Raw genomic sequence first — 24,613 nt, forward strand, 5'->3', positions numbered from 1 at the left:
GCGAGGCCCATGGCTCAGCTCCCCAGCATGGATTGCGAATTGCCCGACATCATCCAGGTGTCGGTGTACGGACTGCCGGCGGCATACTGGTTGGTCATCCCGCCGCTATCGCTCAGCGAGCCGAACCACTTGTCCATGCTCGGCCCCAGCTCCTTCATCAGCGCATCGAACCGGCCGCCGGCATAGCCCACCGCGGCGTCGGCGCGCTTGGTCATGTTGGACGCATAGTCGCCGTAATAACCGAGCGACCGGGAGCTGGCCTGATCGCCCGAGAAATCCAGGCTCGGCATGCTGGTGTCCAGCCGCGCGATCCCGAGATAGGGGTTGGTCGGCAGGCCGGGCAGGCGCGGGCTTTGGGCCATGGAGAGGTTGGGCGCGGAGACGGTGGGCACATAGCGCATGCTCTCCGGCTCGATCTGCGCCTTGGGTGCGATGGTCGGCTTGCGGTCGCCCATCATCTTCAGCATCGCCTCCATGGAGGCGCCCTGCCCGGCCGTGGCCTCGCGCACCACCCGGCCGCGGTCGTCCACCCGCGCGCCTCGGTTGGCGAGGTAGGACTGCTGCTGGCCGGTGATCAGCGCCAGAGCCTCCTGCGCCGCGCGCATGCGGGCGTCCTGATAGGCCTTGGCCCCGGTGGCGGCCAGATCACGCTCCCGCTCCACCTCCAGCGTGGACCGATCGAGGCCCTTGCGGATCATGTCGGCCGCGCCCGTGGAGCCCGCCCGTTCCAGCGCGCGGTCCACGTCGGCCTGATAGGCGGCGGTGCGGCTGGCCGTCTCGCCCTGAAGCGAGGAGAGGAAGTCCGGGATATCCTCCATCTGGCCCAGCGCCGCCATCACCTCGTCAATGGTGCCGCCGTACCGGGTCGCCATGTCCAAGAGGTTGGCGCGCAGCTCCATGTCCTGATTGATGCGCGCCTGCTCGCTCGCATAGACCGAGCCGAGATAGCCCCGATCCTGCGCGTAGCCCGCATTGCGCAGCGCCCGGTCGGCGCCGCGCTCGTCGTAGAACAGATCCTGGTTCTGCTGCTGGTCCTGGTAGACATCGCGCTGGTAGCCGCGCACCTCTTCCGCGAGCTGTTGGGACATATCCCGGTCCTGGACGGCCCACCCGCGCTGCGTCAGGTAGTCGTCCATGCCCTTGGCGAAGAGGTCCTTGTTCGTCGCGATCTGCTTGTCCCGCAGGTCGGACATGAAGGCGTTCTCGGCCAGCTTCGCCTGCATTTCGTCGCGGTAGCGCTTCTCCGCGAACTCCTGCTGGCGCTGCCCGAGCTGGTACTGCCGGGCGGCGGCGGCGCCCGCCTGGGCGTTCGCGCGGTTGGCCGCCGACGCCGACATGGCGCCGGAGGCCAGGGACACACCCGCCGCAATGACCATCGGCCAAATCATCCCGCCCCTCCCCTTAGAACAGCGACTGCCACCCGCGCTGCGACTGCGTGGTGGCGTTGTTGGTGGACGCACCGGCCGCGGCGGCGCCGCCGAGCGAGGCGCTGAAGGCGGCGTTGCCGTTGACCGAAGTCCCGCCGGTCCCGGTGCCCGTCACGCTGCCGCCGCCGCTCGGCGTGGCCGCCGAATAGCCGGAGCTGGTCGGGCCAAGGATCGGCCCCTTGATCACAGATCCCACGGAACCGGCCGCCGCGTCGTCCGCCGCCTTCTTGGTCGCGGCGTCGTTCGTGATGCGGCCCCGCTGCTGGTCGAGATAGGCCTTGATCTGCGCCACCTCGTCGGAGGCCTGCGTCGCGCGATACTTGTCGATGTCCCCGAACATGGAAGCGTAGCCGTTGGCGATGTTGTCGATGTCGGCCGCGGTGTAGAAGTCCGTGCGCTTCCGCAGCTCGCCATAGGCGTTGCGCGCGTCCAATTCGAACTGGTTGCGGCTGTTGTTCAGGGCAGTGCGCCGGCCCTGCACTTGGTTCAGCAGATCCTGGATCGCGGCGGTCGAGCCGCTGTCGGCCGCGTCCCCGAGCTGACCGAACAGCGAGCTGGCCGAGCTGGCGATCTGGTTGAACACGTCCTCATCCCAGGCATTGGCACCCTGGAGCTGGGAGAGGTAGCTGTCCTTCTGACCGAGCACGCGGGTGCGCGTGGCGCTAAGCTGCTCCTGCCGCCTGCGCTCCGCCTCCGCCGCGGCGGCCTGCTGGCGGGCCAGCTCCTCCTGCCGCAGTCGCTCCTCGCGCTCCCACTGCGCCTGCTGGGCAGCCTCGCGCGCCCGGCGATCCGCCTCGGCCTGCGCCGCCTGCTGCTCCATCCACTGCTGCTCCCACGTTTTTGTCGGCGTGGTGGGCTGCGGCTGGGGCTGGGGCTGGGGTTGCGGCTGGGGTTGCGGCTGGGGCTGGGGCTGGGGTTGCGGGCCGTTGCCGAGCGCACGCTGCCCGTTCGCCACCTCGGCCGCGCCGTGGTTGGTGTACCAAGCGCGCAGATCGAAGCCGGGGTTGGCCTGCCGGGCGGCAAGAATGTCGGGCTGCGAGCCGAAGTAGTATTCCAGGTCGGCGTCGGAGTAGTTCTGGACCGGGGACTGCTGCCAGTTGCCGGTCCCGGTCTGGCTGCCGCCAAGGCCGGGGTTGGCGGCGGTGTACTGCTGGAAAGCCTGCCCGTACTGCTGATTGAAGCGGTTCTGGTCCCACAGGTTCTGTTCGTTCCCGAGATATTCCCACGGGCTGAGCGGCTGCCCGCCGTTGTCGGGAACCCAAACCCCCTGCTGCTGGAGGAAGTTGCGCTGGGCCGGCGTCAGGTCGTCGATCCAATTGCGGTCTTGCCACGGCATATCGGTTCCCCCCTCAGAACAAGCTGGACCAACCCACCTGCTTGGTGGGGTTCTTGGCATTGACGGCTCCGCCGAGCGAAGCGCTGAAGGCGTTGGCGCCGACGGCCGGCGCGCCGCCGGCCACGTTGGTGCCGACGGCCGCGGTCGGCGTGGTGGTGGCGATCTGGTTGGGGTCGACCAACTTCACCTGCGTGCCGGCGGCGGCGGCGTCGGCCGCGGCCTGCGCCTTCTTGGCGTCCGCCTCCGACTGCAAGCGGGTGCGGTTCTTATCCAGGAAGGCCTTGATGCTGGTGATTTCGTCGTCCGCGTTCGTGGCCTTGTACTTGCCCGCGTCATCGAACAGCGATGCATACTGTGCTGCGATCTGATCCACCATGTCTAGCGAGGTGATATCGTTCCGCTTGCTCAGCAGCTCGTAGTTGGTGCGGGCCTGCCGTTCCAGATCATCGCGGGTCCGGTTGAGCGCGATCATGCGCTGCGTCGCCGCGTTGTTCAGGTCCGTGATCGCGGAATAGGCCGTGTTGTCGGTGCTCTCCCCGAGCTGGCCGTAGAGGCTGGAGGCGGCCATGGCGATCTGGTTGAAGATGTCCTCGTCCCAGGCGTTGGCCGCGTCGAGCTGCGTGCGCAGCGCGCCGGCTTGCCCGGTGGCGCGCAGCATCTGCGCCTGGAGCTTCTTTTCGGACAGCGCGTCGGCCGCGGCCTTGGCGGCGTCCTGGCGCGCCCGCTCCTCGGCCGCCAGCCGGTCGGCCCGCTCCTGTGCGGCGGCCTGCTGCTGAGCCTGCCACTCCCGCTCCGTCCGCGCCTGCGTGTCGGCCTGCGTGAGCTGCATGAGCTGGAACTGGCGCTGCTGCTCGGCCGCCTGCCGCTCGCGCTCGGCCGCCGCCGCGGCTGCCGCCTGCTGCGCCTCAAACTGGCGCTGCTGAAGGGCCAGCTCCTCCTTGCGCATCCGTTCTTCGGACGCGATTTGCGCCGCCGACTTCTCAGGGACGCTCTGCGATCCGCCGCCACCGCACATCTCAAACCTCCATCCGCAGCTTGTAGATCGAGCCGGTGCGCTTGAAGCGGAGCCGTTCCAGCACGCCACCCACCGGCCCGTCGATGTCCATTCCCGTGGTGATGCCAACGCAGATCTCGGCCACGCCCTGATCCTCCGCCCAGGCGGCGAAGTCGATCAGCATGCGCACGGCGACGGAGGACCCGCGCCGCTCCGGCGTCACGTACCAAAAGAGCTGTTCGGCCAGCAGCGCGTCCCCGAAGATGAAGGGCGTTGTGTGGCCCAGCAGCATTCCGACGATCCAGCCGTCCTCTTCCGCCACCCGGAAATAGCACTCCGGTTGCGTGGCGTAGCGGGCGGCCAGCGTGCGCAGCTTCTCCTCGTTCACGGGCAGGCCGGCATAGGCGCTCTCGCCCGCGAACCGGGCGGCCATGTCCACGCACACCAGCGTGTCCAGTGGCGTGACCGGCCGGATCTTCACGGCAGCACCGAATAGGTGATGCCGATTTCCAGGTCGGTGGCGGAGGCCTGATTGGCGACCGCATAGCCCACCGTCAGCGAGGCCTGCGTGGCGTCCAGCTCGATCTGCGAGGGGAACTTCACCGCGCCCACGGACACGCCCGCGGTGTAGGTGGCGCCCTGCGTCGTGCCGTTGATCTGGAGGCTCACGTCGCACTGGCCGGTGCCGGTGCGGTAGGTCATGGCTTCGATCCGCACCCGCATGTTGAACACGCGCTGGATCAGGAAAGAGCCGTTCGCCACCGCGCCCGCGATCCTGTGCCAGAAGACGCCCTTCGACACGGCCGGGAGCTGGCCCACCGGCACCTTGCCGTTGGTGTCCAGCGTCGCCACGCCGTCGGCAATCCCCATCTTCTCCTTCGCAATGAGCGTCGAGTAGTCGGGATCGGCGTAGATCAGCGCGGTGCCGGTGCCGTTGAGCTTGACGATCTGGTTGGCGTTGGCCGTGGTGAACTCCGGCAGCGCCGTGATCGCGCTCGCGCGCAGCCACTGCACCCCGTCGTAGAAGCGCAGGACGTTCGGCACCTCGGTGGTGTCGATCCAGAGCTTGCGGTAGTTGGGCGAGGTCGGCGCCGTCGGCCCGATGCTCGCCAGGGCGGCCTCCGACACGACGCTGCCCAGGCCGAACACCTTGTCGGCGCTGATCGCGCCGTTGGGCACGGACACCTTGGACCAGGGAATGAACCCGTTGACCACCCAATCCTCCTCCATGAGGAGGCCGGCCACGCGCGTGAGGGCGGTGTCCTCCACGCGCATGAAGGTCACCATGTCGCCGTCATCGAGCGGCTGCATGAAGGTGATGGTGCTGGCGTCGGGGGCGAGCACGTAATCGTAGGCGGCGCCGTCGCGCTGGAGCACGCCGTCCCGGAAGACCAGGAAGCGCTGCGTGGCCGTGTTCGCCAAGGGGAACACCGCCTGATTTTGCGACGCGCGCATGTCCTCGCGCTTGAACCCGCTCGCCTCGTCCGCGCGCACGGAGTAGACGGTCACCCGGTCATTGTTCAGCAGCGGGTCGGTGAAGAAGATCTGGTTGAGGGTGCGGTCCCCGACATAGGCGTTCTCCTGCAACAGAAGGCCGTTGCGGTAGATCACGATGGTGGAGCTGATCGGGCTGAAGTCGTAGGGGAGCTGGGTGGTGCCGAGCGGCGCGTTCGACACGACGTATTCACGCCGGTTGAAGAACAGCGGCCCTTCGATCAAACCGACGTCAATGCCCGACGGCCCGCGCAGATCGGCAATCCCGGCCAGCGTCTGCCACCCCGCCTGGGGGTCGGCATAGGTGCCGATGCGGACCTGGAACCCGTTCACGCTGTCGAGGCGGAAGGCGACGGGGCCGGCGAAGTTGCCGGCGTCATCGAACAACTGCGCGATCAGCTCGCCCAGCGTCTTGTTGCCGCGCTCGCTCGCGTTGAGGTAACGGACGATCTGTTCGAACTCGTCGCTGATCGTGCCGCTGGAGCGGTAGTTGCTGGGGTGCTGCTGCCGGAGACGCGCCATGGTCAGGACTTCCTCGTGTTGAGGCTGAAGCCAATCAGGCGAGTGCGGGCCTCGCCCTGGATGGTGAAGCGGAGCTGCACGCCCCGGAAGCGGTGGGGGAACTGGCGCTCGTACTGGCGTTCCAGCGGAATGTCCGGGAAGGGCTCGCGGTCGTCGGCGTCGATCTCCACCACGAGGCTGGTGAGCGGCCGCTGCTCGTCGTCAATCACGTCCACCTGGACGGCGCCGACGCCCGACGCCTGGAGGATCAGCGAGTGGCCTTGCTTGGTGTCCTTCAGCGAGCCGGTCCACAGCATCGGCGTGATGATCGTTGCCGTGGGCTCCTGCTCGCCCACCACGTCCTCATCGCGCACCAGCGACCAGATGCCGCCGGAGGTGCCATAGACCAGAGCCCCGCCCAGCGCGGCGCCGCAGCGCGCGTTCAGGAAGCTGCCCATGCTCCACTTCGGCCCACCCTCGACGCCGGCCGGCGGCAGGGTCATGGTCAGGCGCGTGCAGTAGATGCCGGCCTGGGGAAAGAAGACGTGATACTGGCCGGTGTCCTGATCCCACACCGCCGAGATCCGGCGCGGGTCCGGGACCGAACGCACCAGCCGGCGGTAGAGGTTGTCGATGCGGGACGACAGCGGCTCGGCATAGAGCACCAGACCGTTCTCGGCCGCGCGCTTCAGCGAGTAGATGCCGTCCCGCGCGCAGAACAGAAGGTCGGTGCCGGCACGGCAGATCGTGGCGTGGGAGATCGTGCCCACCTGCACGGCGGCGCGGTCCTCCACGCTCCACTTCGTCAGGTCCGGGTCGATGATGTAAACCCACACGCTGTCGTTGGTGAAGACGGCGAGCCGGTTGTTCTCCACCGTCCCGATGCCGGTGATTTCGTCGTTGGTGCCGAGAAGGTTGCCGATGTCGATGGTGCCGGCGCGCAGCACGTTCGTGCTGTTGGCAGGCTCATCCGCGACATGGACGCCCTCCTCGTCCACGCGGGACAGCCAGATCTCGGTCGGCTTGCCGGGGATTCCCGCCACGGCGAGCCGGCGCTGGATGGCCGTCCCGAAGGCCGGCTTCAGCTCGACGTTGCCGGTGAAGCCCTCAAACTTCGCGCCGTCAAAGCGCAGGGGAACCGAGCCCGGCGAGAGGAACAAAGCGCGGCGGTTGAAGGCGGCGGTGGTGACGCCCGCCCCCTTGGGGAAGGCGCCGGGCAGGCGCGAGCCGCGCGAGCTGCCCAGCGTCACGCCGTCGCCGCCGTCCTCCGCCCAGGCCAGCGTGTCGCGCGTCGCGAAGGTGACGCAGCGGATCAGGCCTTCGCCGCCCGCCACCTTGTTCGCGCCAGGGTCGCGGACAATCTGCCCGCGCCAATCGCAAAAGGCGTTGTCGAGCGCGAGGAGCGGCTGCCCCTTTCCGATATCCAGGCTGTTTTTATCGCGCGTCGCATCCAAGCCGCTGAAGTCTTCATAGGCGTTGGTCCGAAGCTGGACGCCGGCAGGCGCCTTGGAATGATCCGTCACCGGCCGCCCTCCCGATCATAGGCCCGCAGCTCGGGGCGCTTGTTGTCGGGATTGGTCAGGCCGTTCAGCGTGCGGTTGAGGGTGTGGAAGTAGAGCTTCAGGTAGCCCGTCGCCTTCCCGCTGTCCTGCTGCACGGCGTAATAGGCCAGCAGGCCCGACTGCACGATGGCGTCGGGGATCGGCCGGCGATCCGTCTCATGGGTGTAGTAGGGCAGCCGGTCGCCGGAGCGCAGCGGGTGCTCGTTGAAATCATCGACCACCTGCTGCGACAGGTCGAGCATCAGCGCCGCCGCCTCGCCGCTGATCGACGCCGGGTTCATCTCGCCGTAGCGACGGAAGGCGCGCCGCGCCAGCTCGTCCAGGGGCGAGAAGTCGTCTGCGATGTGAGGGCTGAGCGACGGCTGCATGACGGTTACTCCGCGCGCCCGATGCGGCCGGTCACGACGTAGTGGTGCCGGTCGATGTTGTCCGCGAGGTCGGCCGGGACCGCCCACTCCACCGCCGTCTTGCCGGTGTTCCAGGCGCCGACGATGCAGGTGCCGTCCACGTAGAGGTCAAAGGGCACGCTCTCGCGCAGGAGGGTGTGGAAGCGCACGGTGCCGGCGGGCGCCGGGGTGGCCTTGACCTTCTTCGCCGGGGTGGCGGCCTCGGCCTCGTCGGCTTCGGTACGGGCGCGCGCGGTGCCGGTGCTGGCGCCGCCGACGGTGACACGGGACATGCGGGAACTCCTCGGTTGATCCGGGCGAGGGTGCGCCAGATCGGGAGGCCGGTCGTCCCTCACGAGAACGGGGCGCCCCGTGAGGCGCCCCGCTATCACATAAATATCGGTCGTCTATGCAACCGATATACGAACGCTATGCGTCCGTTAGCTGACCTTGGTCCAGCCCTTGACGATGGTGTGGACCTTGCTCTGCGTCATTTCCAGGCCGGCCTCGGTCAGGTACTCGTGCGTCACGCCGTCGGCGCCGTTGCCCTGTCGGTTCGGCAGCAGCTTGGTGTCGCGGTTGGCGAGGTAGCGGTAGCGGAGCTGCGGCAGATCCAGGATCAGCATGGTGCTGTCCATGCCGGGGAGCTGGCGGAACTGCGGGTGCAGGTAGACCAGCAGATCGCCGGCAAAGGTGGCGTAGCCGGTGAAGGACACGCCGTAGGCGCCCGTGGAAATCTGCGTCGGCTGCCAGCGGTTCTTCGCAATCTCCATCATGTTGGAGGCGATGCGCGGGCCGCAGAAGGCGATCTTCTGCTTGGAGCCGTAGGCGAAGATGTTCTCGATCAGCGTCCGGTCGAAGTCCTTTTCCGTCATCACGCCGGGGGTGGTGGCGGCGCCCACGTCCACGACGTTCGGGATCATGGTCATCAGACCGCCCGTGTAGCGCGTCGGCTGCGAGGAAGTGCCGTTGACCTCGGCCCGGCGGCCGAAAATGAACGCGCGCTCGATGTCCTGCATGTGCAGCTTCAGCGCCTTTTCCTTGTACTCCTTTTCCTTGTCGCCCGTGCGGGTGTAGGTGTTCTTCAGGGTGTTGGACACGCTGAAGGGAGTACGGAAAATCTGCGTGTAGTTGTAATCCAGGGTCGGATCGAACGACACGGGCGTGCCGACATCGCCGCCTTCAGGGTTGGCCGAGCCGGCGATCACCAGCTTGTCGGCGTCCAGGATGGCGAGGTTGGTGCCGCCGACGTTGCGGATGACGGTCAGCGTGGTGTCGGTGGTGTCGGCCGTGACCTGCATCACTTCGTTCGTGCGGGCGTTCACCAAAACCGTATTTTTGGTGATGAAGCCGGCGTTGCCCGACGCGGCGATGGTCAGCGAAGTGACGCCCGCGGCGTAGCCGGCGGCGTTGCTGATCGTCACGACACGATCCGGCAGCTCGTCCAAGAAATGATTAAATTTCGGATCGTCCACCTGCTCCGACTTCGACATGGCCAGCAGAGCGTTGAGCGGCGCGGTGCCGTTCGGCTCCAGCAGCGTATACAGCTCGCGGTAGTTGGTCGGGCGGAAGTCGGTGCTGAACTGGCCGGTGCCGCGCAGGCCCAGGATCGCGTTGCCCATGAGAGAACTCCATCAGTGCGAGGGGTTGCGATGACGTCCGAGCCCCCTTGGGGCTCATGGCCTTCGGCTGTCCGTCGCGGACGGAGCGGCTGCGGAGCGGCGACCCCTCGGGGTGGCGGCAGAAGCGGCTCGTTCGCTTGGTTGCCTTAAAGTTGCCTCCTGGTTGTGTCCCATAAAAAAGGCGGTGCGTATTTCCAAATACGCAACCGCCTAAGTTCCCGTGGGAGGAAACGCCCCGCGTGGGGCCTCTGTCACCGCTTGCTGTAGACGTGATCCAGCATGCTGGCGAACTCTTCGTCCCCACCGCCCTTGGGCTTGGTGCCACCTGCGGAGGGGGCGCTGCCGATCCCGCCCGTGAAGGCTTGTCGGCGCTGATGGATGCCGCGCAGCCGCTCCATTTCCGGGGTGGAGCGCACGGCAGAGAAGTCGCCCACCACCTTGTCGGTGAGGGTCGGATCCACGAAGTCCTCCATCGTGAAGCCGCGCTCGGCCGCGAAGGACAGGAAGTCGTTCTGGCTGTCGTCGGGGAGCTGGTACTTCATCTGAGCCGCGCCCAGGTTCTGGCCGATGGCGGCGCGCAGCGCGTTGGTCTGCATGCCGGTGGCCTGCTGCATCGCCTGCCGGCTCGCATCGACCATGCCGGCGCCCTGGCCCAGCACCTGCTGAAGCATGCCGCTCAGCTCGCCCACCTGCCGCTGAAGGGCGGCGATGGTGCCGGCGCCTTCCTTGTAGCCGGGCGGCAGGGTGACGGCGTTCTCCTTCTCCCACGCATCGAGCGCGGTGGGATCGAACGGATGGGCGCCGCCGGGCGCGCCCTCGCCCTTGGCCGGGTCCTGGCCGCCCGTGGTGCCTGTGCCCTTGTCGATCTTCCCCTTCAGCGCGTCGATCAGGAAGGCGGTCACCGCTTCGGGCGGCTGGCCGCTCTTGTCGATCAGCGCCTGCATCAGCTCGATGCCCGGCTTCAGCGTGGCGTGGCGCTGGTTCAGGGCCGAGTAGCGTTCGAAGGTGGACTTGATCTGCTGGGGCGAGAGCTTGCGCTTGCCGCCGGCCGTCTCCCCGAAATCAATCTCGTAGGCCACCGCGTCGGCGTCGTCATTCGGGGCGCCGGCCGTGATCGCCGCGTCCTCCGGGCTGGACTTGGCCGCTTGGCGCCGTTCGCCGGCTTCCTCGCGCGCGTTGTCGCCGCCGGGCTCTGCCGGCCCCTCCAGCTCGCCGCCCATGCCGGCCGGTGCCGGCGCCGAGGCGGGAGCCTGGGGGGCCGGGCCGAGATAGTCGGCGGCGATGTCCATCACGTCTTGCGGAACGTCGTTCATGCGTCGGTGTCCTTGTGCGCGGCCGAAGCGGCGCTTGCTTTCTGGATGGCGGCCTCAGTCTCGTAAATCGGGGCGAGGCGGCCGGGGAGGTTCACGAGCTGCTCGGCGGCCCAAATGGCGCCGCGCCGGAAGTGGATTTCGTCCATGGTCATGGCGCGATGGGTGGCGAGCTGACGGGCAGCCGCGACCATTTCGTCCTCCATGATCTGCACGAGGAACTTCCATCCGTCGGAGGCCTGAAGGTCGGCCAGCAGCCGGAGCGCGTGGGTGGGGTCGATGCTCATGACCCCATCCTGCCGCGCGCCGGCCTGCCGGTCGTCCGCGTCAACCAACCGTGATCGAGAAGGTGTCGACGTAGAAGGTGCCGGCCATGTTGGCGACGATTTGCAGATCCATGGTTCCGCCCGGAGGTCCGATGAAGCGCAGGACGTAAGCGGCTTCCGTGGTGGTGGTGTGGGCCTGCGTGACCAGCTTGGTCTGGTAGTCGCTGTTCGCGTTGTAGGCATTCACCGTCACCTGCCCGCCGCTGGGCGCAGTCAGGCTGATCCGCAGATCGTAGGCGACGCCGGGGGTCAGGTTGGTGATCCAGGCGCCCACCGTGGCGTTGTAAGCGGCGGCCTGCACCACCTCCAGCTTGCCGTTGACCACGGTCGTAGAGCCGCTGGTGCCCCGGTGCGAGAAGGGCGCCATGGCCGACGCGAAGTCCTGGGACACGAAGACGGTGCCCGCGGGCGGCGTCTCCGGCGGCGGCGGAGGCGGAGACGGCGTGGAGCCTCCGCCCCCGGTGCCGGTGCCGGGCTTCACGATGGTGCCCGTGAACAGGTGAGGCACGAGCGGGTCGTAGCGCTCATGGTTGACGGTGGTGAAATCCGTCGTCTTCACGATGCCCAGCGTGTCGTCGCTGTTGTCGGTCCACTCCCACCGGAACCAGCTCATGCCCTTGTCGTCACCAACGAGCGAGCTGGTGTTGCCCGACGGGTCGCGGATGCCGCTCATGTACTTCAGCAGCCGCGTCTCGTAGGTGATCGAGTCCGCGGTGCTGGTGGTGTAGCGGATGCCGAACTCGCCGCAGATCATCGGGGTCTGCTTGTTCCAATACTTGTCGGCCCAAAAGCCCTTGAACCGGGTGCCCTTCGCGTCGGTCACCACCGCACCTTCCCAGGTCTGCGGCAGGCTGTCCGGGAACCCATACTCGGCGGTGTAGCGGTGCCAGTATCCCAGCTCCGGCCCGTAGGGGTGGGCGGAGAGGACCAGCTTGTTGTTGACCGCGACCGTCTGGCCGTTGGCGTCGGTGCGGGTCAGCTTGAGCGGGCGGACGTTGTAGCCGCCCAGGTTGGTGCCGGGGCCGCCGAAACCGTCCTCACCCCAGGCGCCGTTGGTGTCATAAGACACCCCTTCTACCACGATCAGCCAGTCAGGATTTGCCGTCAGAATGGCGTGCGCGCAGCGCTCGGCCGCGAGCGCCCAATCATGCGCGGGGTTGCCGCCGCCCCAGGCGGCGCCGGCCACATACGGCGAATCCTGCACCTTCTGCGAGGGCTCGTTGTGCAGGTCGGCGCCGATGATGATGCCCCGGCCCTTGTAGCGCGTGGCGAGGGTCACCCAATTCTGGATCCACTCTTCAGTGGTCCACAGCCGGCGCCCGAAATCGGACCTCGTTTCGTACCAAAGGCCGTTTTTTTGCATGCCCCATTCACCATTGATACCCTCGCGGTTGGACGAGTGGTGATCAAGCAGGACGTAGAGGCCGATGCTGTCGCAGTGGTTGATGATCTGGTCCAGGTGCTCAAGCGGCGTCTTGCCCACCATGTCGCTGGCCCGGCCCACCCGGTCGAAGGCATAGCGCTCGGTCGAGGTGATGAACTCGTCGGAGAGCGGCAGGCGGATCGCGTTGAAGCCCAGCTCCCTGATCTGCGAGAGCTGTTCCTTGTAGGTGCGCGCGGTGTAGCCGACGAAGATCCGGTTGGGGCCGGACAGGCCCACGATGTTGACGCCCGTGAACCGGATCTTGTTGCCGCTGCCGTCAAGGATCTGGTTGAGCGAGGTCGTGAACCCGCCGGTCAGCGCCGTGGTCGGCGGCGGCTGGGTGTCGGGCTCGTCCGGGTCGGTGGTGTCGGGCGGCGGCACCGGGTCGGTGGTCGAGGCGTAGCTGACCAGCACCCACCGCGCGTTGGCCGGCGTCGCGTCGCGGCACACATACTCCTGCCCGTTGGCGCGATACCAGCGGCAGCCGATGAAGTAGCCGAGCGTGCTGTCCTCGTTCGGCGTCGGCGCCACGGCGGAGGAGGTAACCAGGCGCTCCAGAAAGGAGACGTGGGCCGGTCCCATGAGGCCGGGCCTGTTGTTCGTGGCGAAGGTCATGGCAGGGGCCTCACGCAGAAACAGAGGAAAGGGTCATGGCATTCAGGTGCGCCTCGTCCCTCGCCGTCCGCCAATAGGCGAAGCGGCGCAACGGGCCGTTCAGGTGGGAGCCGGCGACGGGCGCGCGGCCGAGCATCACACGGGTGATCGCCGGCATGGGGCCGGCGGCGGTGGCCGTCCCGATCGTCGTCCCGCCTTGCGACACGAGCTGGCGGCCGGCGGCGTAGGACAGAGCCACGCGGATGGTGGTGCCCTTGGTCAGCGCGCCGACGCCCGACGCGAGCACGGCCTGATCCTTGACCGCGGTCCAGATCGTGCCGGCGCCGTTCTTGCCGCCGAAATAGCCGTTGGACTGGCTGCCGTCGTCCAGCTCGAAGACGACATGCTGGCTCACCGGCACGCCGCTGATGGCGCCCGTGGCGAAGTCGTCGACTGCGAACTCCGCGAAGATCGTGCCCTCGGTCGAGTTGAGCCACGGCGCCGACGGCGGCGCCAGCTCGTCCGCCGCGCGCGTGACGGGCTCGGTCCCGGTCGCAATGTAGCTGGTGGCGTAGGGGCCGTCCTCGATCTGGATCGCCCGCGGCACGACGGCGCCCTGCGCCACGGTGATTTCCACCACCGCTGTGGCCGCAACCACGAAGGTCTGCGGCGTGTTGGACAGCACGAAGTCGCCACCGGGCGCGCCCGTGAGGCTGACGCCGGAGGACTGGCCCCACACGCGCGCCGTATAGGTGCCGGGCTGGAGGGTGATCGACTGCGCCACGAGCGCGCCGCTGTTCAGGACGAAGTTGGTCCGGCTCGGTTCGATCAGCAGGCCGCGGCCGATGCCCCCGGCGCCGGCCAGGAAGCGCGGGCGGCCGGCGGCGTAGGGCGTGATGATGGCCGGCTTGGTGATATCAGCCACCTCGGCCACCGTGGCGGCGCTGTCGCGGCGGAACCAGCCGGGCGGCAGGCCGGCCTCGGCCAGCAGCAGCAAGTCCAGATCCGGCTCGCGACCGGCGAGCGTCGCCAGATCGTTGGCAGCGGCGCCGCCGCCGCCCCCGGAGGTCTGCTGCGCGAAGCCTTCAGCCTGATCGCGCCATTGCTTCGCCAGATCGGCGTATTCCTTGGCCGACTTGTGACCGCTCGGCACCTCCGCCCCGCCCTCTGCCCAGGCCTTGGCCGCGTTCACGAGCCCGCCCAGCGAGCCCAGGTTGGTCCAAGTGGCGCCGTCGCTCGACACCTCGTAGCCGTCGCCGGCCGCGTTCAGCCGGAACTGCGTGTTGGACTTCGCCGTGCCGTCGGCGTTGACCAGCAGCGTCATGAGCTGGCCCAGCGTCTTGCCGCCGCGCTCGGCCGCCGAGAGATAGTTGCTCAGATCGTGCGTGCCGCTCGCCGTGCTGACGAGGCGCACCTGCTTCGAATTGACCCTGGTCTGTGCCATCTGTCCGCCCCCTTATCCCCGCTGCTGCATCGGCACGAGATTTCCGCGCTCGGCCTCGCGCTGCACCTGATCGGCGGGCATCACGTTGGCGCCGCGCATCTTCTCCATGAGCATCATCTGCTGCGCAGGCGTGGGCTGCTGCTGCTCCTGCTTGCTCACCCGGAAGCGGTCCAGGTCGGAAATGCCCATCGACCGGATCGCTTCCTCGGCAATGAGCCCGCCCTTGTATTCCATCAACAAGCCGGTTTGGTTGAGCACCTGGAGCATGTTCATCCAGGTTTCGGCGTTGCGCATGGGCTCCACCGGAAGCGTACCGTCGACAATCAAGTAATCAATCTCGCCCTGCAAGTCGCCTACTTGGAAGTCCAAATAGTCGTCCTTCACAGCGTCTGACAACAGAGACGGCAGCGAGTAAGGGTCGATTTTCACAGACCCCGAATAGTTGATGCTGTCCTGAATGTTGCCAACCATCTGGCCCACGAGCGGGCGGATCGTCGTGGCGGACAGGACGCGCGACAAGACGCCAAGCCGCTGGCTGCCGAGCTGCGTCAGGCGCTGGATTTCCGTGGCGGTGCGCACGCCGTCGGCGGTGGGCATGCCCTGCTGCGCGTCCGACGCGGCCGAAACCCGCTGCTTCAGGTCGGACAGGGCGGCGATGTCGTTCCAGTGGCCGCGCGTCACGTCGGGCACCTGCGCGATGAAGACGCCCTCGCCCGGCTTCACGCCCGGCATGGTGCGCACGACGCCCCACGGGTTGCGGTCGATCAGGTCGGGGATCACCACCTGCGTCGGGTCGGCAAAGATCAGGTTGTTCAGCGCGGCCTGCACGTTGTCCACGCGCGAGCGGAGGAGCCACGTCGCGATGTCGTGCAGCGGCAGCAGCAGATCGTAGAGGCTCTGCGAGAAGGTCTTGTTGCTGTCGTTGTAGAGGCCGCCGATCACGCAGGGGAAGTGCGCGCCGTAGGGGTTGAGCTGGAGCCGGATGCAGACCTGTTCGTCCAGGATGGTGGCGACCATCCAGACCTGATCGAGCTGCGGGATGCCAATCTCGTAGCCGCACAGGCGCAGCCACACCTCGTCCACCACGCGCGCGTCGCCCAGGCTGAAATACTGGTGCGTGTCGGCGCGGTCGGACGGCTGAAGCGGGTCGATGTTGTAGCCCCTGCCCTCTTCCTTGGCGAACTGGTGGCAGTCCCATCCGGCCATGGGCGAGGCCAGCCGATACCGCAGGGCCGGGTACTTCTTCAGCTTCGGATAGAGGTTGCTGGCGTAGAGCGCATTGAAGCTCGTGGTCGAGACGAAGCCGATGAAGCTGGCGTTCTCCCAATCGCCCCAATTGACGCGCGGATCCGGGAAGCACCTTCTCGGGTCGAAATTGACCAGGACGTTGGTGTTCCGCTTCGCATCCCAATGCAGCTTGGTCGGGCTGAAGCCGTAGCGCACGCAGTCCAGCAGGAGCTGCGCGATCCGCGCCTCGCCGGCACCGCGGCGGAGCTGCATGTGCAGCACGCGCTCCAACACGGCGGCGGCACGGCGCGACTTGCGCGACATGCCTTCAAGCTGGAACATGGGATTGCGGCCGGCGAGCGCCGCCATCAGGTAGGTCAGCACCGTGTCGGAAATCGCGCGCGTGTCCGCGATCACCACCTTCTCCCGGAACTTCGTGGCGTCGGGCGGCACCCAAACGTCGTGCGCCCGGTCGGCCTCGCGCCAGTGCGAATATCGGCGCGACACCTTGTCGTAGCTCATCTGAAGGCATTGCTTCAGATACTGGACCAGCTTGGTTTCCTCCTCGGCACTCAGCGTGTCGGAGAGGTCCTGGTAGCCCATGAGCGCGTCCACGCGGTCGGAGAGGTCAATGATGACCCCGGCATCCGGGAACGGGCTCTGATCGGTGCGGTAGGATGGAGCGCTCATGGCTCCGGTGTAGGTCCAATCCGCCGGCCGGTCGTCCGCGTCGTGCTATGCTGACGCCGGGAAAGGAGGCCCCATGAGCCAGCTCCACGAAATGCTCGCGCTGTTCCACGACGGCGCGGAACAGGTGCCGCACAGCGCCGTGCCGTCCCGCCTGCTGGTGGATGCGAGGCGGGCCTATCTGCGCTCCAGCCGGGAGTGGATTGACCAGACGCTCGGGGAGCTGGTGCGGCTCGGGTGGATCGAGCCGGCCACCGGGCCGCGGGGCGGGAAGGCGTGGCGGATCACGCCGGCCGGCCGGACGGTGGTTCAGGATGAGGCGGTGGCGGCCAAGCGACGCAGCGCCGCGACTAAGCGGCGGGCGGCGCGCAGGCGGGAGGCCGAGCGGCGGAGCATCGCAGCCGGGTGGGCGAACCTTGCCGACATGCCGGGCCTGCGGATCGACGGGGAGCGGGTGACGGTGGAGGTGTCCACGAGCGAGGCGTGGGAGCTGACCGCGCTCGCGCGCAACCTGATGATGGCGGCGGAGCTGATCCAGCAGCGGGTTAGGCTCGACGCAGAGGAACGGATGGCGTCTGAATAGCGGTTGTGTATCGGATGCATATCGCTGCGATTGCTACCCGATTGCGTTAAGCCGGAGAAGCCGATGGACAGTGGCGGCGGGGGATCGGACGATGGCACCCCCATTGAAGGAGGTAACCGTGTTCCGTATCGCCCTTGCCGCCCTGATCCTGACCCTGGCCGGTCCCGCCGTCGCCCAGCAATGCGGCTTCCCGCCGATGGGCACGGTGAACACCATGAACTGCACGCCGATCTGCATCTGTGACGCCAGCGGCCAGAGCTGCTACTGGCGTTGGGAGTGCCCGCGCTGACGGCTGCGGTTGTATATCGGTTGCATAGCGGGGTGATGGCTTCCCGCTATCAACCAGCTTTCGGTTCGTCGTCGGGGTCCATTGCACCCAGCTTGCCCAGCAGGCTGTCGTTCCGGGCGATGCGCTCGCGGATTTCCGCCAGAGCGTCCGCCTGCCCCTTGGCGAAGCGGGCGTGGCGCGGGTCCTCCTCGGCGTAGGGCTGCACCTTGCGGTGTTTGAAGCGGCCGGCGGCGCGGACATCGTAGCCCAGCAGCTCGGCGCCCTCCCCGTCCAGCTCGGCCGCCGCGGCGATCCGCCGGTCCAGCTCGGCCGTCAGCTCGGCCTCTTCGCGTTCGATCTGTTCAGCGCGCATCTTCATAGTCCCATGTCCTCCAATGCCTTGTTGAGCTGATACTGCACCCACGACGAGCGGCTGATGCCGGAGCGCTTGGCCGCCTTGTCCACCCGCTCCAGCAGCACCGGATCGAAGCGGATCATCACCTGTTTGCGGCCGGTGGGCTCCGGCTCCGGCGCCGGGGCGGGCGTGTCCTTGCCGCTGATGAAGGCCTCGGCCGCGGCGTCGCTGGCAGGGGCGGGCTTTGGTTTCTTTGCGATAGCCATGTGATGCTCCTCCGATACCGTGTGTGTATCAGACCGCAGCCACCAGGGCCAGCAGCTCCTCCACGGCGCGCGCGTCGCGGTCCCGGCCCACCTGCTCGGTCACGCCCAGGCCGGCGGCGATGGCGTTGGCGAAGCTCTTGCGGCGCACGAGCATGGCGTCCAGGGCCTCGATGCCGGCCGTGTCGCGCAGGGCGGCGAGGGTGTCCCGGTTGTCCTTGCCGGCGAGGCCCTGCGGGTCCGCGAGGTTGACGAAGGCGAGAGCCCGCAGCTCGGGGTTCACGGCGCGGGCCTCTCCCACCAGCTCCACGATCTGGTCGGTTGCCCACACGTCGAGGGTCCGCGGCTGGACGGGGATCAGGACGGCGTGCGAGACGGTCAGTGCCGCGCGCAGGGATCCGGTGTTCTGGCCGCCCACGTCGATGATGATGGTGTCGTACTTCGGCGTGAGCGCCCGCACCTGTGTGCGCAGGGCGGCGCCTTCCAATCGGACGCAGGTATAGCCGGGATTGCGGTCAGGCCGGCCGGAGGCGCGCAGCTCCGTGAAGGTCGCGGCGCTGCCCTGTTCGTCGCCGTCCACCAGCAGCACGTCGCCGCCGGCATTGGCGTGGTGGATCGCGAGGTTGGTGGCGACGGTGGTCTTCCCGACGCCGCCTTTGGTGTTGCCCACGGTGATGATCATCGCTTGCGCTCCGCTGCTCACCCGACTTCGGGGTGATATACAGTCGAGACACAAGCGATGCCGGAACGCAAGAGTTAAGACTTTACCGCGGCGCCGATCCATTCCAGGAGCCAGGGGTTGTCCCGGTAGACCTGAACCCACGCGGTCGCGAGGGCGGAGACGGTGCGCTCCTCCGCGTCGGCGTCCTCAATCCCGTAGGCCCAAAAGATGGCGTGGTTGATTTCGTGGATCAGCGTGTCGGCCGCCTTGAACGGGGTGGCCATGTCGGCCTGGATGGCGATCTGCTGTTCCACGGCGCTGAAGAAGCCGAACTTGCGCTCGGCCGACGCCCGCATGGGGTCCATCTTCAGGATCTCGAAATCGAACGGCCCCACGCGGATCGAGGCGGGCAGGGCGCCGATCAGGCTGAATGCGCGCTCGGCCGGGAGCATCAGAACGTCTCCGGTCGGGCAACGCCGCGGATCGCGGCCATGAAGCCCTTCTGGAGGTCGGTGCGGCCAATCGACAGCCACCGGCCGTCCACGCCGGGGATCGCGGCGATGGTGTCCAGCAGCTCGCGCACCTCTTCGGCCTTGGCCTTCAGCGCGTTCATCGCGTCGATCTCCATCTGCGACAGGTCGCGGTAGCCCTTGATCTGGCGGTGCTGGTTGTCCACGGGGGGAGTTCCTTCAGAAATCGCCCAAGGCTTTGGGCAGGGTGGGGGAGTTGAGGGAGCCCCATTGGAAGGGGTCCTTGTGGAGCGGCTGGTGCATGGCCTGCGCGACAGCCCACCCCTGCGAGTTGAGGGAGCGGGTCGGATCGAAGGCCATGGCGCCGGGCATGACCGTCTGGCGCGAGAGCACGTCGAGGGCGAGGGACAGGGCGTCCACTTGGTCGTCGTGGGCGGAGGCGGGGAACTGGCCGCATTCCTCTTCGAACGCCTCCAGCCACGGCGCGAAGGAGGGCAGGAACACCCGCCCGCCTTCGATCAGGGGGAGGACCGCGTTCACGCGCGCCACCTTGTCGTTCACGACCTTGTGCGCGATCACGCTGATGCCCGATTGGGTTTTCAGCTCCTGGATCAGGGACTGACCGGAGGCCTTGTCTTCGATGTAGAGGCCGCGCAGGCCTCGGCCGCGCCAGAGGGCGTTCAGGCTGATGGCCCGCCGCTTCAGCTCGGGGAACTCCAGCTTGAGGCGGAGGAGATCGAGGAGGTGAATGTCGCCGCCGGCCGTGAGGCCGGCGATGAGGAAGACGCTGAAGTCGGCCTGCTCGGTCTTCTTGAACGCGGTGTCGGCCGCGATGATCAGGGACTGGTAGGCGTGGTCCGCATATTCGTTCGGGTCGTAGCGCTGCCACCAGTCGGACTTGATCAGGTTGCCGCCCTGGACGACGGGGTTCTGCTGGTACAGGGCCTCAAAGTCGCGGCCCGATCGTTGCTTGTGCAGCAGCAGCTCCGACACGGGGAATCGTTCCGGCCAGAGCGCGCGCAGGGTTCCGTCAGCCAGCTCGGTGAGGGCGGGCTGGCGCAGGTGGTGCCACAGGCCGCCGGCCCACTCCGGGGAGGCCTGAAGCCGGCCGCCCAGGTCGTCGGGGTGCCAGCGGGTCATGACCACGATTTCGATGGGCACGCTGCCGTCGTCGTTGGAGGGTTCCTTACGATTGGCGAGCGACCCCACGTACATATCCCACACACGGTCGCGGTAGGTCGCGCTCTCGGCCTCGGTGCGGTTCTTCACCGGGTCGTCAATCAGCAGCAGGTTGGCCGGCTTGCCGGTGGTGGAGCCGCCGATGCCGACGCCGTAATAGGAGCCGCCGGAGGTGGTCGACCATTCGTTCTTGGCGCGGGCATCGGCACGCAGGGCGAGGTCCGGGTAGGCCTGCCGCAGCTCGGGGCGCTCCAGATAGCCGCGGATATCGTTGCCGAACTTCTTCGCCAGGGCGTCGGCATAGCTGGACGACAGCACATGGCGGGTCGGGTGGCGGGAGAGGTAGTAGACCACGAACAGGGTGGTGATCAGCGCCGACTTGCCGTGGCGCGGCGGCATGTTGACCATGATGCGGGTGATCAGCTCGCCGGCCGGGTTGCGCAGCTCGCCCTTCTCCAGGAGGTCGAGGGTTTCGATGATCTCCAGGTGGTGGGGCTGAAGGTCCCACTCGGGATGCATCAGGCGGACGAAGCCCAGGAAAGAGGATTGGGCGGCGCGGATCGCGAGGAGGTGGGCTGCCGCTTCGGCGGGCGTCAGGGGCATTGGGTGTCCACCGGGATATAGCCCTTGTGCGCGGAGGGCGCGCGGGACGGGTTGCGGGCGTGGGCAGTCGCGAGGGTCGAGAGGCGCTTGTGGTCGAGGCCATGGGTGCGCGCGAACTCGCGGAGGTCCGCCACGTAGAGGATGGAGTTGCCGGGGGTCAGCACCTTGAAGCGGTGGGGCGGGCCGGCAGGGGGATCGGGCAGCAGGCGGGGATCGCGCGAGCCACGCGGGACGTGAGGGGCATGGAGGAAGGCCGGCCCCTGGTGGGGCTCGGGCGGAAGGGCGGCGATGAAGGCGCGCAGATCATTGGTGGTAGGGACGTTTTGAAAATGGTCGCTGGTGTCGGGGTGCCGGGGAGGTAGAACATCGCGACACGTCGTCGGCGGGGCGGCCCCTACGCCCCCGGCCTGCGCGGACAGGGGGGTGGGGGTGGGTGCGGCATGCACGTCGCGCGAGTGGGCGACGGGCGCGACAGACAACCGCGCGTCGTGTGCCGCGGACTGCGCCGTCACAGTGTCGCCGTCGGCCTCAGAAAATCCCTGCAATTCCAATGCGTTAGCCGTTTGGTCAACTCCCCTGTTAGGGGACTGACCGGCTGCAATGGCCTCCAGCTCCTCGACCGATAGGTCGCGGGGATTGTCCGACGAATGCCGAATGTGAGCGAAGCTCACACTCATGGAGGGGGCAGCCCGGTCCATGAGGGCGCAGAACAGGCGAGTTTGCGAGGGCGTCCACGGCTTCTCGCCGCGCATCGCCGCTACTGCCTCCGGCAGTAGAGCCCTGAATAACCGATTGCACAACTCCAGGTTCTCAGCGACCGCTGAGAGGTGGCTGCCGCCTGGATAATTCGAATTTCCGCCCCGTTCGTTCCCGGCCATCGCTCGCTCGCATGCATCCCGCATGCAACCTGCACCCATCGCCCGGACGGGTCGTCCCACACGCGCGCGCGCCATTCCCCGGAGGGGAAAGGGGGAAGAAGGCTGGGACCGATTGATGCCCTGGCCGTGGTGGTCAGGCCGGTCCCGCTCTCGCTTCACACCCACCCACACGATTCCCCGGAGGGGAAAGGGGGAAGCGGGATGCCGGCCAATCACGGTCGGCCCAACCCCGAAAGGACGCACCCCATGTCCCACTACCTGAACACCACCGTGACCGTGATCGCCGTCGCTGCCAACGGCAGCAAGACCGCCGAAAAGAACCGGCCGCTGTGGACCAATGGCTCGGCCTTCGCCGTCAAGTGGAGCGGGAAGCTGGCCCAGGTCACGTTCGTGGACCAGCACACCTGCGCCTTCGAGCTGCGCGCTCCCCGTGTCGCCCCGACGAACGAGGGGAAGGGGGGTCGCGGTGCCGTGTACGCCGGCTGGAAGCCCGCGAGCACCACGGACGTGAAGTCGATCCCGGCGGTTCCGGTGCCGGTCGCATCGCAGCCCGCCAAGGGCCGCAAGGCGCAGGTGCAGGCGACGCTCCCGCTGCCCGAGACGGCTGCCGCCTTCCTGTCGGCTGGCGTGACTGAGGCCCCGAAGGGCAAGGCCAAGCGCCAGACCGTTGCGGCGCCGGTTGCGGCCGAGCCCGCTGCCAAGCCGCGCTCGCCGGCCCAGCGTGAGGCGACGGTGCGCCTGTGTGAGGCGAACCTGCGCAAGGCCATGGCGACGGGGGACGAGGGCCGGATCGGCCGTGCCCGCAAGGCCCTGCACAGTGCCCTGGTGCATGCGGGGCGTGCGCCGGAGGCCGAGGCGGCGACGGCGGCGCCGGTCCCGACGGTGCGCCAGCGTGCCGCCAAGGCGAAGGCGAAGGCGCAGCCCGAGGCCGCGCAGGACCTGCTGGCCGGCAAGAGCCAAGCCGATCTGCTGGCCCTGCTGGAGACGGTCACGAACAAGCTGGCCCAGGCCAAGGCGTGATGCACACGGGGGCGGCGCATGGGCGCCGCTCCCACCCACCCGACAGCCCACAACCCACAACCTGAAAGGATGCACCCCATGGACGCCACTGTGATGGACGGCGTGATCGCCTCCCTGCGCGACGAATGCGTGTTCGCGCTCCGCACCAAGGACAAGGGCCGCTTGGCCGAGGCCAGCCGTCGGCTGAAGGCGGCGACGATGTGCCTGCGCTCTGGCGTGAGCGCGGAGGCGGCGCTGGAGGCCTGCACGCCGAAGGGCAAGGACAGCAAGGGCAAGGGGAAAGGCGGCCGCAAATGAAGGTCCCCTCGTATTTCGACCATGTGGCGCGCGAGTGCTTCGCTGCGCTGGAGCGTGGCGACACCACGACTGCGGCCAAAAAGCTGGGGGTGCTGCGCTGTCTGAATGCCGACGGCGTGGAGGCAGGCGAGTGCATGGAGGAGCAACGCGCCAGGACGCGACGGCTCGACCGGCTGTGGGGCCTGACGCAGGTCAAGGCGGAGTTGGCGTCTAAACCTTTCGACTAGGAACCGGCATGTGGAAACGGGGATGCAGGCGCGATGGTAGCGCTTGCATCCCGCAAAAGAGGCAGGCAACTATGCACGCACAGATGGGGTACTGGCATGGGGCTGGTGCACATGAGGCGGGCATGAGGAAGGAGGCACAGGCATGAGCGGCAAGCGTGAGCGCAGCAATCGCTCTAAGCGTGGCGGTCCCACCACCATGCCCCACCCGCTGCCATGGGCAGCGAACGACCACGCGGAAATGCTCGACGCCAACGGGGTGTGCGTTGGGCTGATGGGCTGCCCGGACACAGACGCAAGTGACATGGACCGGACGCTTGCGTATGGCGTCGTCGCGCGCGTGAACCTGCACGATGGGCTCGTGACGGCGTTGCGCGCGGTGCTGCACCCGAACCCGGAGGAGCCCTTTGCCAACGTCGGGCAGGAGATCGTGGCGCGACGGGTGTTGCGCGAGGCCGAGGCCCTAGGTGCCCTAGGTGCCCTAGGGGCAGGAGGGAAGGCATGACGGAGGGCAGGGAGGAGCTGCGGGCACGGGCGGAAGCGGTGCTCGCGGAGGAGCCGGGCATCACCGTGAGCAAGATGGCTCAGCGGTTGGGATGCAGCAAAGACAGGCTCTACAGCATGGCGCAGCAGTATGCATGGCGGCTCGGCACCACGGGCTCCACGCGGGTGGCCTGGGACGATGCGTTGCTGGAGGCGCTGGAGGCCATGGCGCTGAGCGACATGAGCATGAAGGACGTGGTGCTGCGCATGGGCATGAGCCCGCATGCCCTGGCGTCTGGCCTGCGTGAGCTGGTGCGGCGTGCTGCGCCGGATCGCAGGCTGGCCGCGCAGGTGCGTGAGCTGGTCGACCAAGCCACCAACCCACAACACTGACCGGGGGCGGCCTGCCGGCAGGCGGGCCACCACCATGCGAAAGGACACCCGATGGGGATCACGAAGGACGAAATGATGGAGGCCGGCGTCAGGGCCGCGCGCGACAGCATGCGCAACAAGGGCGAGATACGGATCCAGGTGGTCGGCTTCTCGCCCGAGCATGGCATGGTCGCCATGGACCTGAATGACGCATGGGGCTATGGCGACGAGGCGAAGGACGCGGCGCTTGCGCAGGTGCGGGTCCTGTTCCAGACGCACGGGGTCGAGGCCTTCATCGTGACGAGCGAGGCCTGGGTGACGCGGCACACGCTGCCCAAGGGATCGACGGCCAAGGACGCGGTGCGCAAGGCGGAGGAGCTGACCAAGGCCGGGCACCGTGCGTCACAGTCGGCCGAGCGCAAAGAGGTGGTCATGATCGGGGCCGGCGACGGCGACGGAATCACCTGGAAGAACTTCGACATCAAGCGCGATGCGAAGGGGAAAGTCACAGACCTCGTTGAAATGCGCGAGGCCTGCGTGACGATGGCGCGTTTCGACATGCTGTGCGTGCCGACCAAGAGCAAGACACACTGACACCATCATGGGGACGCGAGCGCAATGCTC

General features: G+C 67.8%; 29 protein-coding genes. 8 read left to right on the forward strand and 21 right to left on the reverse strand.

Features of this window, described 5'->3' with window-relative positions; translation table 11 throughout:
- Positions 1–14 precede the first annotated feature (14 nt).
- The 14 genes from TSH20_RS19365 to TSH20_RS19435 form a co-directional block, all read right to left on the reverse strand.
- On the reverse strand, positions 15–1,388 hold the full coding sequence (locus TSH20_RS19365) for a hypothetical protein (protein WP_109076246.1): 1,374 nt from the start codon (positions 1,386–1,388) through the stop codon (positions 15–17).
- A 13-nt stretch (positions 1,389–1,401) separates the two neighbouring features.
- Positions 1,402–2,763 (reverse strand): hypothetical protein, encoded by a 1,362-nt coding sequence (locus TSH20_RS35010; protein ID WP_158282024.1) that lies wholly within the window; start codon positions 2,761–2,763, stop codon positions 1,402–1,404.
- 13 nt (positions 2,764–2,776) lie between these two features.
- Positions 2,777–3,778 carry a hypothetical protein gene (locus TSH20_RS19380; protein WP_109076249.1) on the reverse strand — a complete coding sequence of 334 codons (1,002 nt, stop codon included), beginning with the start codon at positions 3,776–3,778 and terminating at the stop codon, positions 2,777–2,779.
- Position 3,779: 1 nt separating this feature from the next.
- Positions 3,780–4,238 (reverse strand): GNAT family N-acetyltransferase, encoded by a 459-nt coding sequence (locus TSH20_RS19385; RefSeq protein ID WP_109076250.1) that lies wholly within the window; start codon positions 4,236–4,238, stop codon positions 3,780–3,782.
- Positions 4,235–5,773 carry a hypothetical protein gene (locus TSH20_RS19390; RefSeq protein ID WP_109076251.1) on the reverse strand — a complete coding sequence of 513 codons (1,539 nt, stop codon included), beginning with the start codon at positions 5,771–5,773 and terminating at the stop codon, positions 4,235–4,237. Before TSH20_RS19390 ends, TSH20_RS19385 begins: the two co-directional genes overlap by 4 nt.
- A gap of 2 nt (positions 5,774–5,775) precedes the next feature.
- Positions 5,776–7,275 (reverse strand): hypothetical protein, encoded by a 1,500-nt coding sequence (locus TSH20_RS19395; protein WP_109076252.1) that lies wholly within the window; start codon positions 7,273–7,275, stop codon positions 5,776–5,778.
- Positions 7,272–7,682: a hypothetical protein gene (locus tag TSH20_RS19400; RefSeq protein WP_109076253.1), complete on the reverse strand. Its 411-nt coding sequence runs from the start codon at positions 7,680–7,682 to the stop codon at positions 7,272–7,274. Before TSH20_RS19400 ends, TSH20_RS19395 begins: the two co-directional genes overlap by 4 nt.
- A gap of 5 nt (positions 7,683–7,687) precedes the next feature.
- Positions 7,688–7,993, reverse strand: coding sequence for a hypothetical protein (locus tag TSH20_RS19405; protein ID WP_109076254.1), 306 nt, complete (start codon positions 7,991–7,993; stop codon positions 7,688–7,690).
- A 147-nt stretch (positions 7,994–8,140) separates the two neighbouring features.
- Complete coding sequence (locus tag TSH20_RS19410; protein ID WP_109076255.1) at positions 8,141–9,322, reverse strand: DUF5309 family protein; 1,182 nt, start codon at positions 9,320–9,322, stop codon at positions 8,141–8,143.
- Positions 9,323–9,573: 251 nt separating this feature from the next.
- Complete coding sequence (locus tag TSH20_RS19415) at positions 9,574–10,635, reverse strand: hypothetical protein (RefSeq protein WP_109076256.1); 1,062 nt, start codon at positions 10,633–10,635, stop codon at positions 9,574–9,576.
- Positions 10,632–10,919, reverse strand: a complete 288-nt coding sequence (locus TSH20_RS19420; protein ID WP_146205366.1) for a hypothetical protein — start codon at positions 10,917–10,919, stop codon at positions 10,632–10,634. Before TSH20_RS19420 ends, TSH20_RS19415 begins: the two co-directional genes overlap by 4 nt.
- Before the next feature lie 40 nt (positions 10,920–10,959).
- A complete protein-coding gene (locus TSH20_RS19425; RefSeq protein ID WP_109076258.1) occupies positions 10,960–12,996 on the reverse strand; it encodes a cellulase family glycosylhydrolase in 2,037 nt (678 codons plus the stop codon).
- A 10-nt stretch (positions 12,997–13,006) separates the two neighbouring features.
- Entirely contained in the window at positions 13,007–14,419 is a 1,413-nt protein-coding gene (locus TSH20_RS19430; RefSeq protein ID WP_109076259.1) for a hypothetical protein, read from the reverse strand.
- Between the two features lie 12 nt (positions 14,420–14,431).
- The gene (locus TSH20_RS19435) at positions 14,432–16,336 is read right to left on the reverse strand and encodes a hypothetical protein (protein WP_109076260.1); all 1,905 of its coding nucleotides are present in this window, start codon (positions 16,334–16,336) and stop codon (positions 14,432–14,434) included.
- A gap of 73 nt (positions 16,337–16,409) precedes the next feature.
- Here TSH20_RS19435 and TSH20_RS19440 point away from each other — a divergent pair, with 73 nt between their 5' ends.
- On the forward strand, positions 16,410–16,916 hold the full coding sequence (locus tag TSH20_RS19440; RefSeq protein ID WP_109076261.1) for a hypothetical protein: 507 nt from the start codon (positions 16,410–16,412) through the stop codon (positions 16,914–16,916).
- 118 nt (positions 16,917–17,034) lie between these two features.
- A complete protein-coding gene (locus TSH20_RS35015; protein WP_158282025.1) occupies positions 17,035–17,205 on the forward strand; it encodes a hypothetical protein in 171 nt (56 codons plus the stop codon).
- A 49-nt stretch (positions 17,206–17,254) separates the two neighbouring features.
- Here TSH20_RS35015 and TSH20_RS19450 read toward each other — a convergent pair whose 3' ends face one another.
- The 7 genes from TSH20_RS19450 to TSH20_RS19480 form a co-directional block, all read right to left on the reverse strand.
- Entirely contained in the window at positions 17,255–17,563 is a 309-nt protein-coding gene (locus TSH20_RS19450; RefSeq protein ID WP_109076263.1) for a hypothetical protein, read from the reverse strand.
- The gene (locus TSH20_RS19455; protein ID WP_109076264.1) at positions 17,560–17,805 is read right to left on the reverse strand and encodes a hypothetical protein; all 246 of its coding nucleotides are present in this window, start codon (positions 17,803–17,805) and stop codon (positions 17,560–17,562) included. Before TSH20_RS19455 ends, TSH20_RS19450 begins: the two co-directional genes overlap by 4 nt.
- A gap of 28 nt (positions 17,806–17,833) precedes the next feature.
- A complete protein-coding gene (locus TSH20_RS19460) occupies positions 17,834–18,472 on the reverse strand; it encodes an AAA family ATPase (protein ID WP_247871257.1) in 639 nt (212 codons plus the stop codon).
- 86 nt (positions 18,473–18,558) lie between these two features.
- Positions 18,559–18,915: a hypothetical protein gene (locus TSH20_RS19465; RefSeq protein WP_109076266.1), complete on the reverse strand. Its 357-nt coding sequence runs from the start codon at positions 18,913–18,915 to the stop codon at positions 18,559–18,561.
- Positions 18,915–19,139, reverse strand: a complete 225-nt coding sequence (locus TSH20_RS19470; RefSeq protein ID WP_109076267.1) for a hypothetical protein — start codon at positions 19,137–19,139, stop codon at positions 18,915–18,917. The genes TSH20_RS19465 and TSH20_RS19470 overlap by 1 nt, the downstream gene beginning before the upstream one ends.
- Before the next feature lie 13 nt (positions 19,140–19,152).
- On the reverse strand, positions 19,153–20,715 hold the full coding sequence (gene terL / locus TSH20_RS19475) for a phage terminase large subunit (RefSeq protein WP_109076268.1): 1,563 nt from the start codon (positions 20,713–20,715) through the stop codon (positions 19,153–19,155).
- A complete protein-coding gene (locus tag TSH20_RS19480) occupies positions 20,706–21,467 on the reverse strand; it encodes a hypothetical protein (protein WP_109076269.1) in 762 nt (253 codons plus the stop codon). The genes terL and TSH20_RS19480 overlap by 10 nt, the downstream gene beginning before the upstream one ends.
- A gap of 372 nt (positions 21,468–21,839) precedes the next feature.
- Here TSH20_RS19480 and TSH20_RS35020 point away from each other — a divergent pair, with 372 nt between their 5' ends.
- The 6 genes from TSH20_RS35020 to TSH20_RS19510 all read left to right on the forward strand — a co-directional run bounded on the left by TSH20_RS35020 (position 21,840) and on the right by TSH20_RS19510 (position 24,583).
- On the forward strand, positions 21,840–22,613 hold the full coding sequence (locus TSH20_RS35020) for a hypothetical protein (RefSeq protein WP_158282026.1): 774 nt from the start codon (positions 21,840–21,842) through the stop codon (positions 22,611–22,613).
- Positions 22,614–22,691: 78 nt separating this feature from the next.
- The gene (locus TSH20_RS19490) at positions 22,692–22,910 is read left to right on the forward strand and encodes a hypothetical protein (RefSeq protein ID WP_109076270.1); all 219 of its coding nucleotides are present in this window, start codon (positions 22,692–22,694) and stop codon (positions 22,908–22,910) included.
- The gene (locus tag TSH20_RS19495) at positions 22,907–23,137 is read left to right on the forward strand and encodes a hypothetical protein (RefSeq protein ID WP_109076271.1); all 231 of its coding nucleotides are present in this window, start codon (positions 22,907–22,909) and stop codon (positions 23,135–23,137) included. The genes TSH20_RS19490 and TSH20_RS19495 overlap by 4 nt, the downstream gene beginning before the upstream one ends.
- Positions 23,138–23,279: 142 nt before the next feature.
- Positions 23,280–23,639 (forward strand): hypothetical protein, encoded by a 360-nt coding sequence (locus TSH20_RS19500; RefSeq protein ID WP_109076272.1) that lies wholly within the window; start codon positions 23,280–23,282, stop codon positions 23,637–23,639.
- On the forward strand, positions 23,636–24,010 hold the full coding sequence (locus TSH20_RS19505) for a hypothetical protein (RefSeq protein WP_109076273.1): 375 nt from the start codon (positions 23,636–23,638) through the stop codon (positions 24,008–24,010). The genes TSH20_RS19500 and TSH20_RS19505 overlap by 4 nt, the downstream gene beginning before the upstream one ends.
- Positions 24,011–24,061: 51 nt before the next feature.
- On the forward strand, positions 24,062–24,583 hold the full coding sequence (locus TSH20_RS19510) for a hypothetical protein (RefSeq protein ID WP_109076274.1): 522 nt from the start codon (positions 24,062–24,064) through the stop codon (positions 24,581–24,583).
- The last annotated feature ends 30 nt before the right edge of the window (positions 24,584–24,613 follow it).

The organism is Azospirillum sp. TSH20 (genome assembly GCF_003115935.1).
Classification (GTDB): Bacteria; Pseudomonadota; Alphaproteobacteria; order Azospirillales; family Azospirillaceae; genus Azospirillum.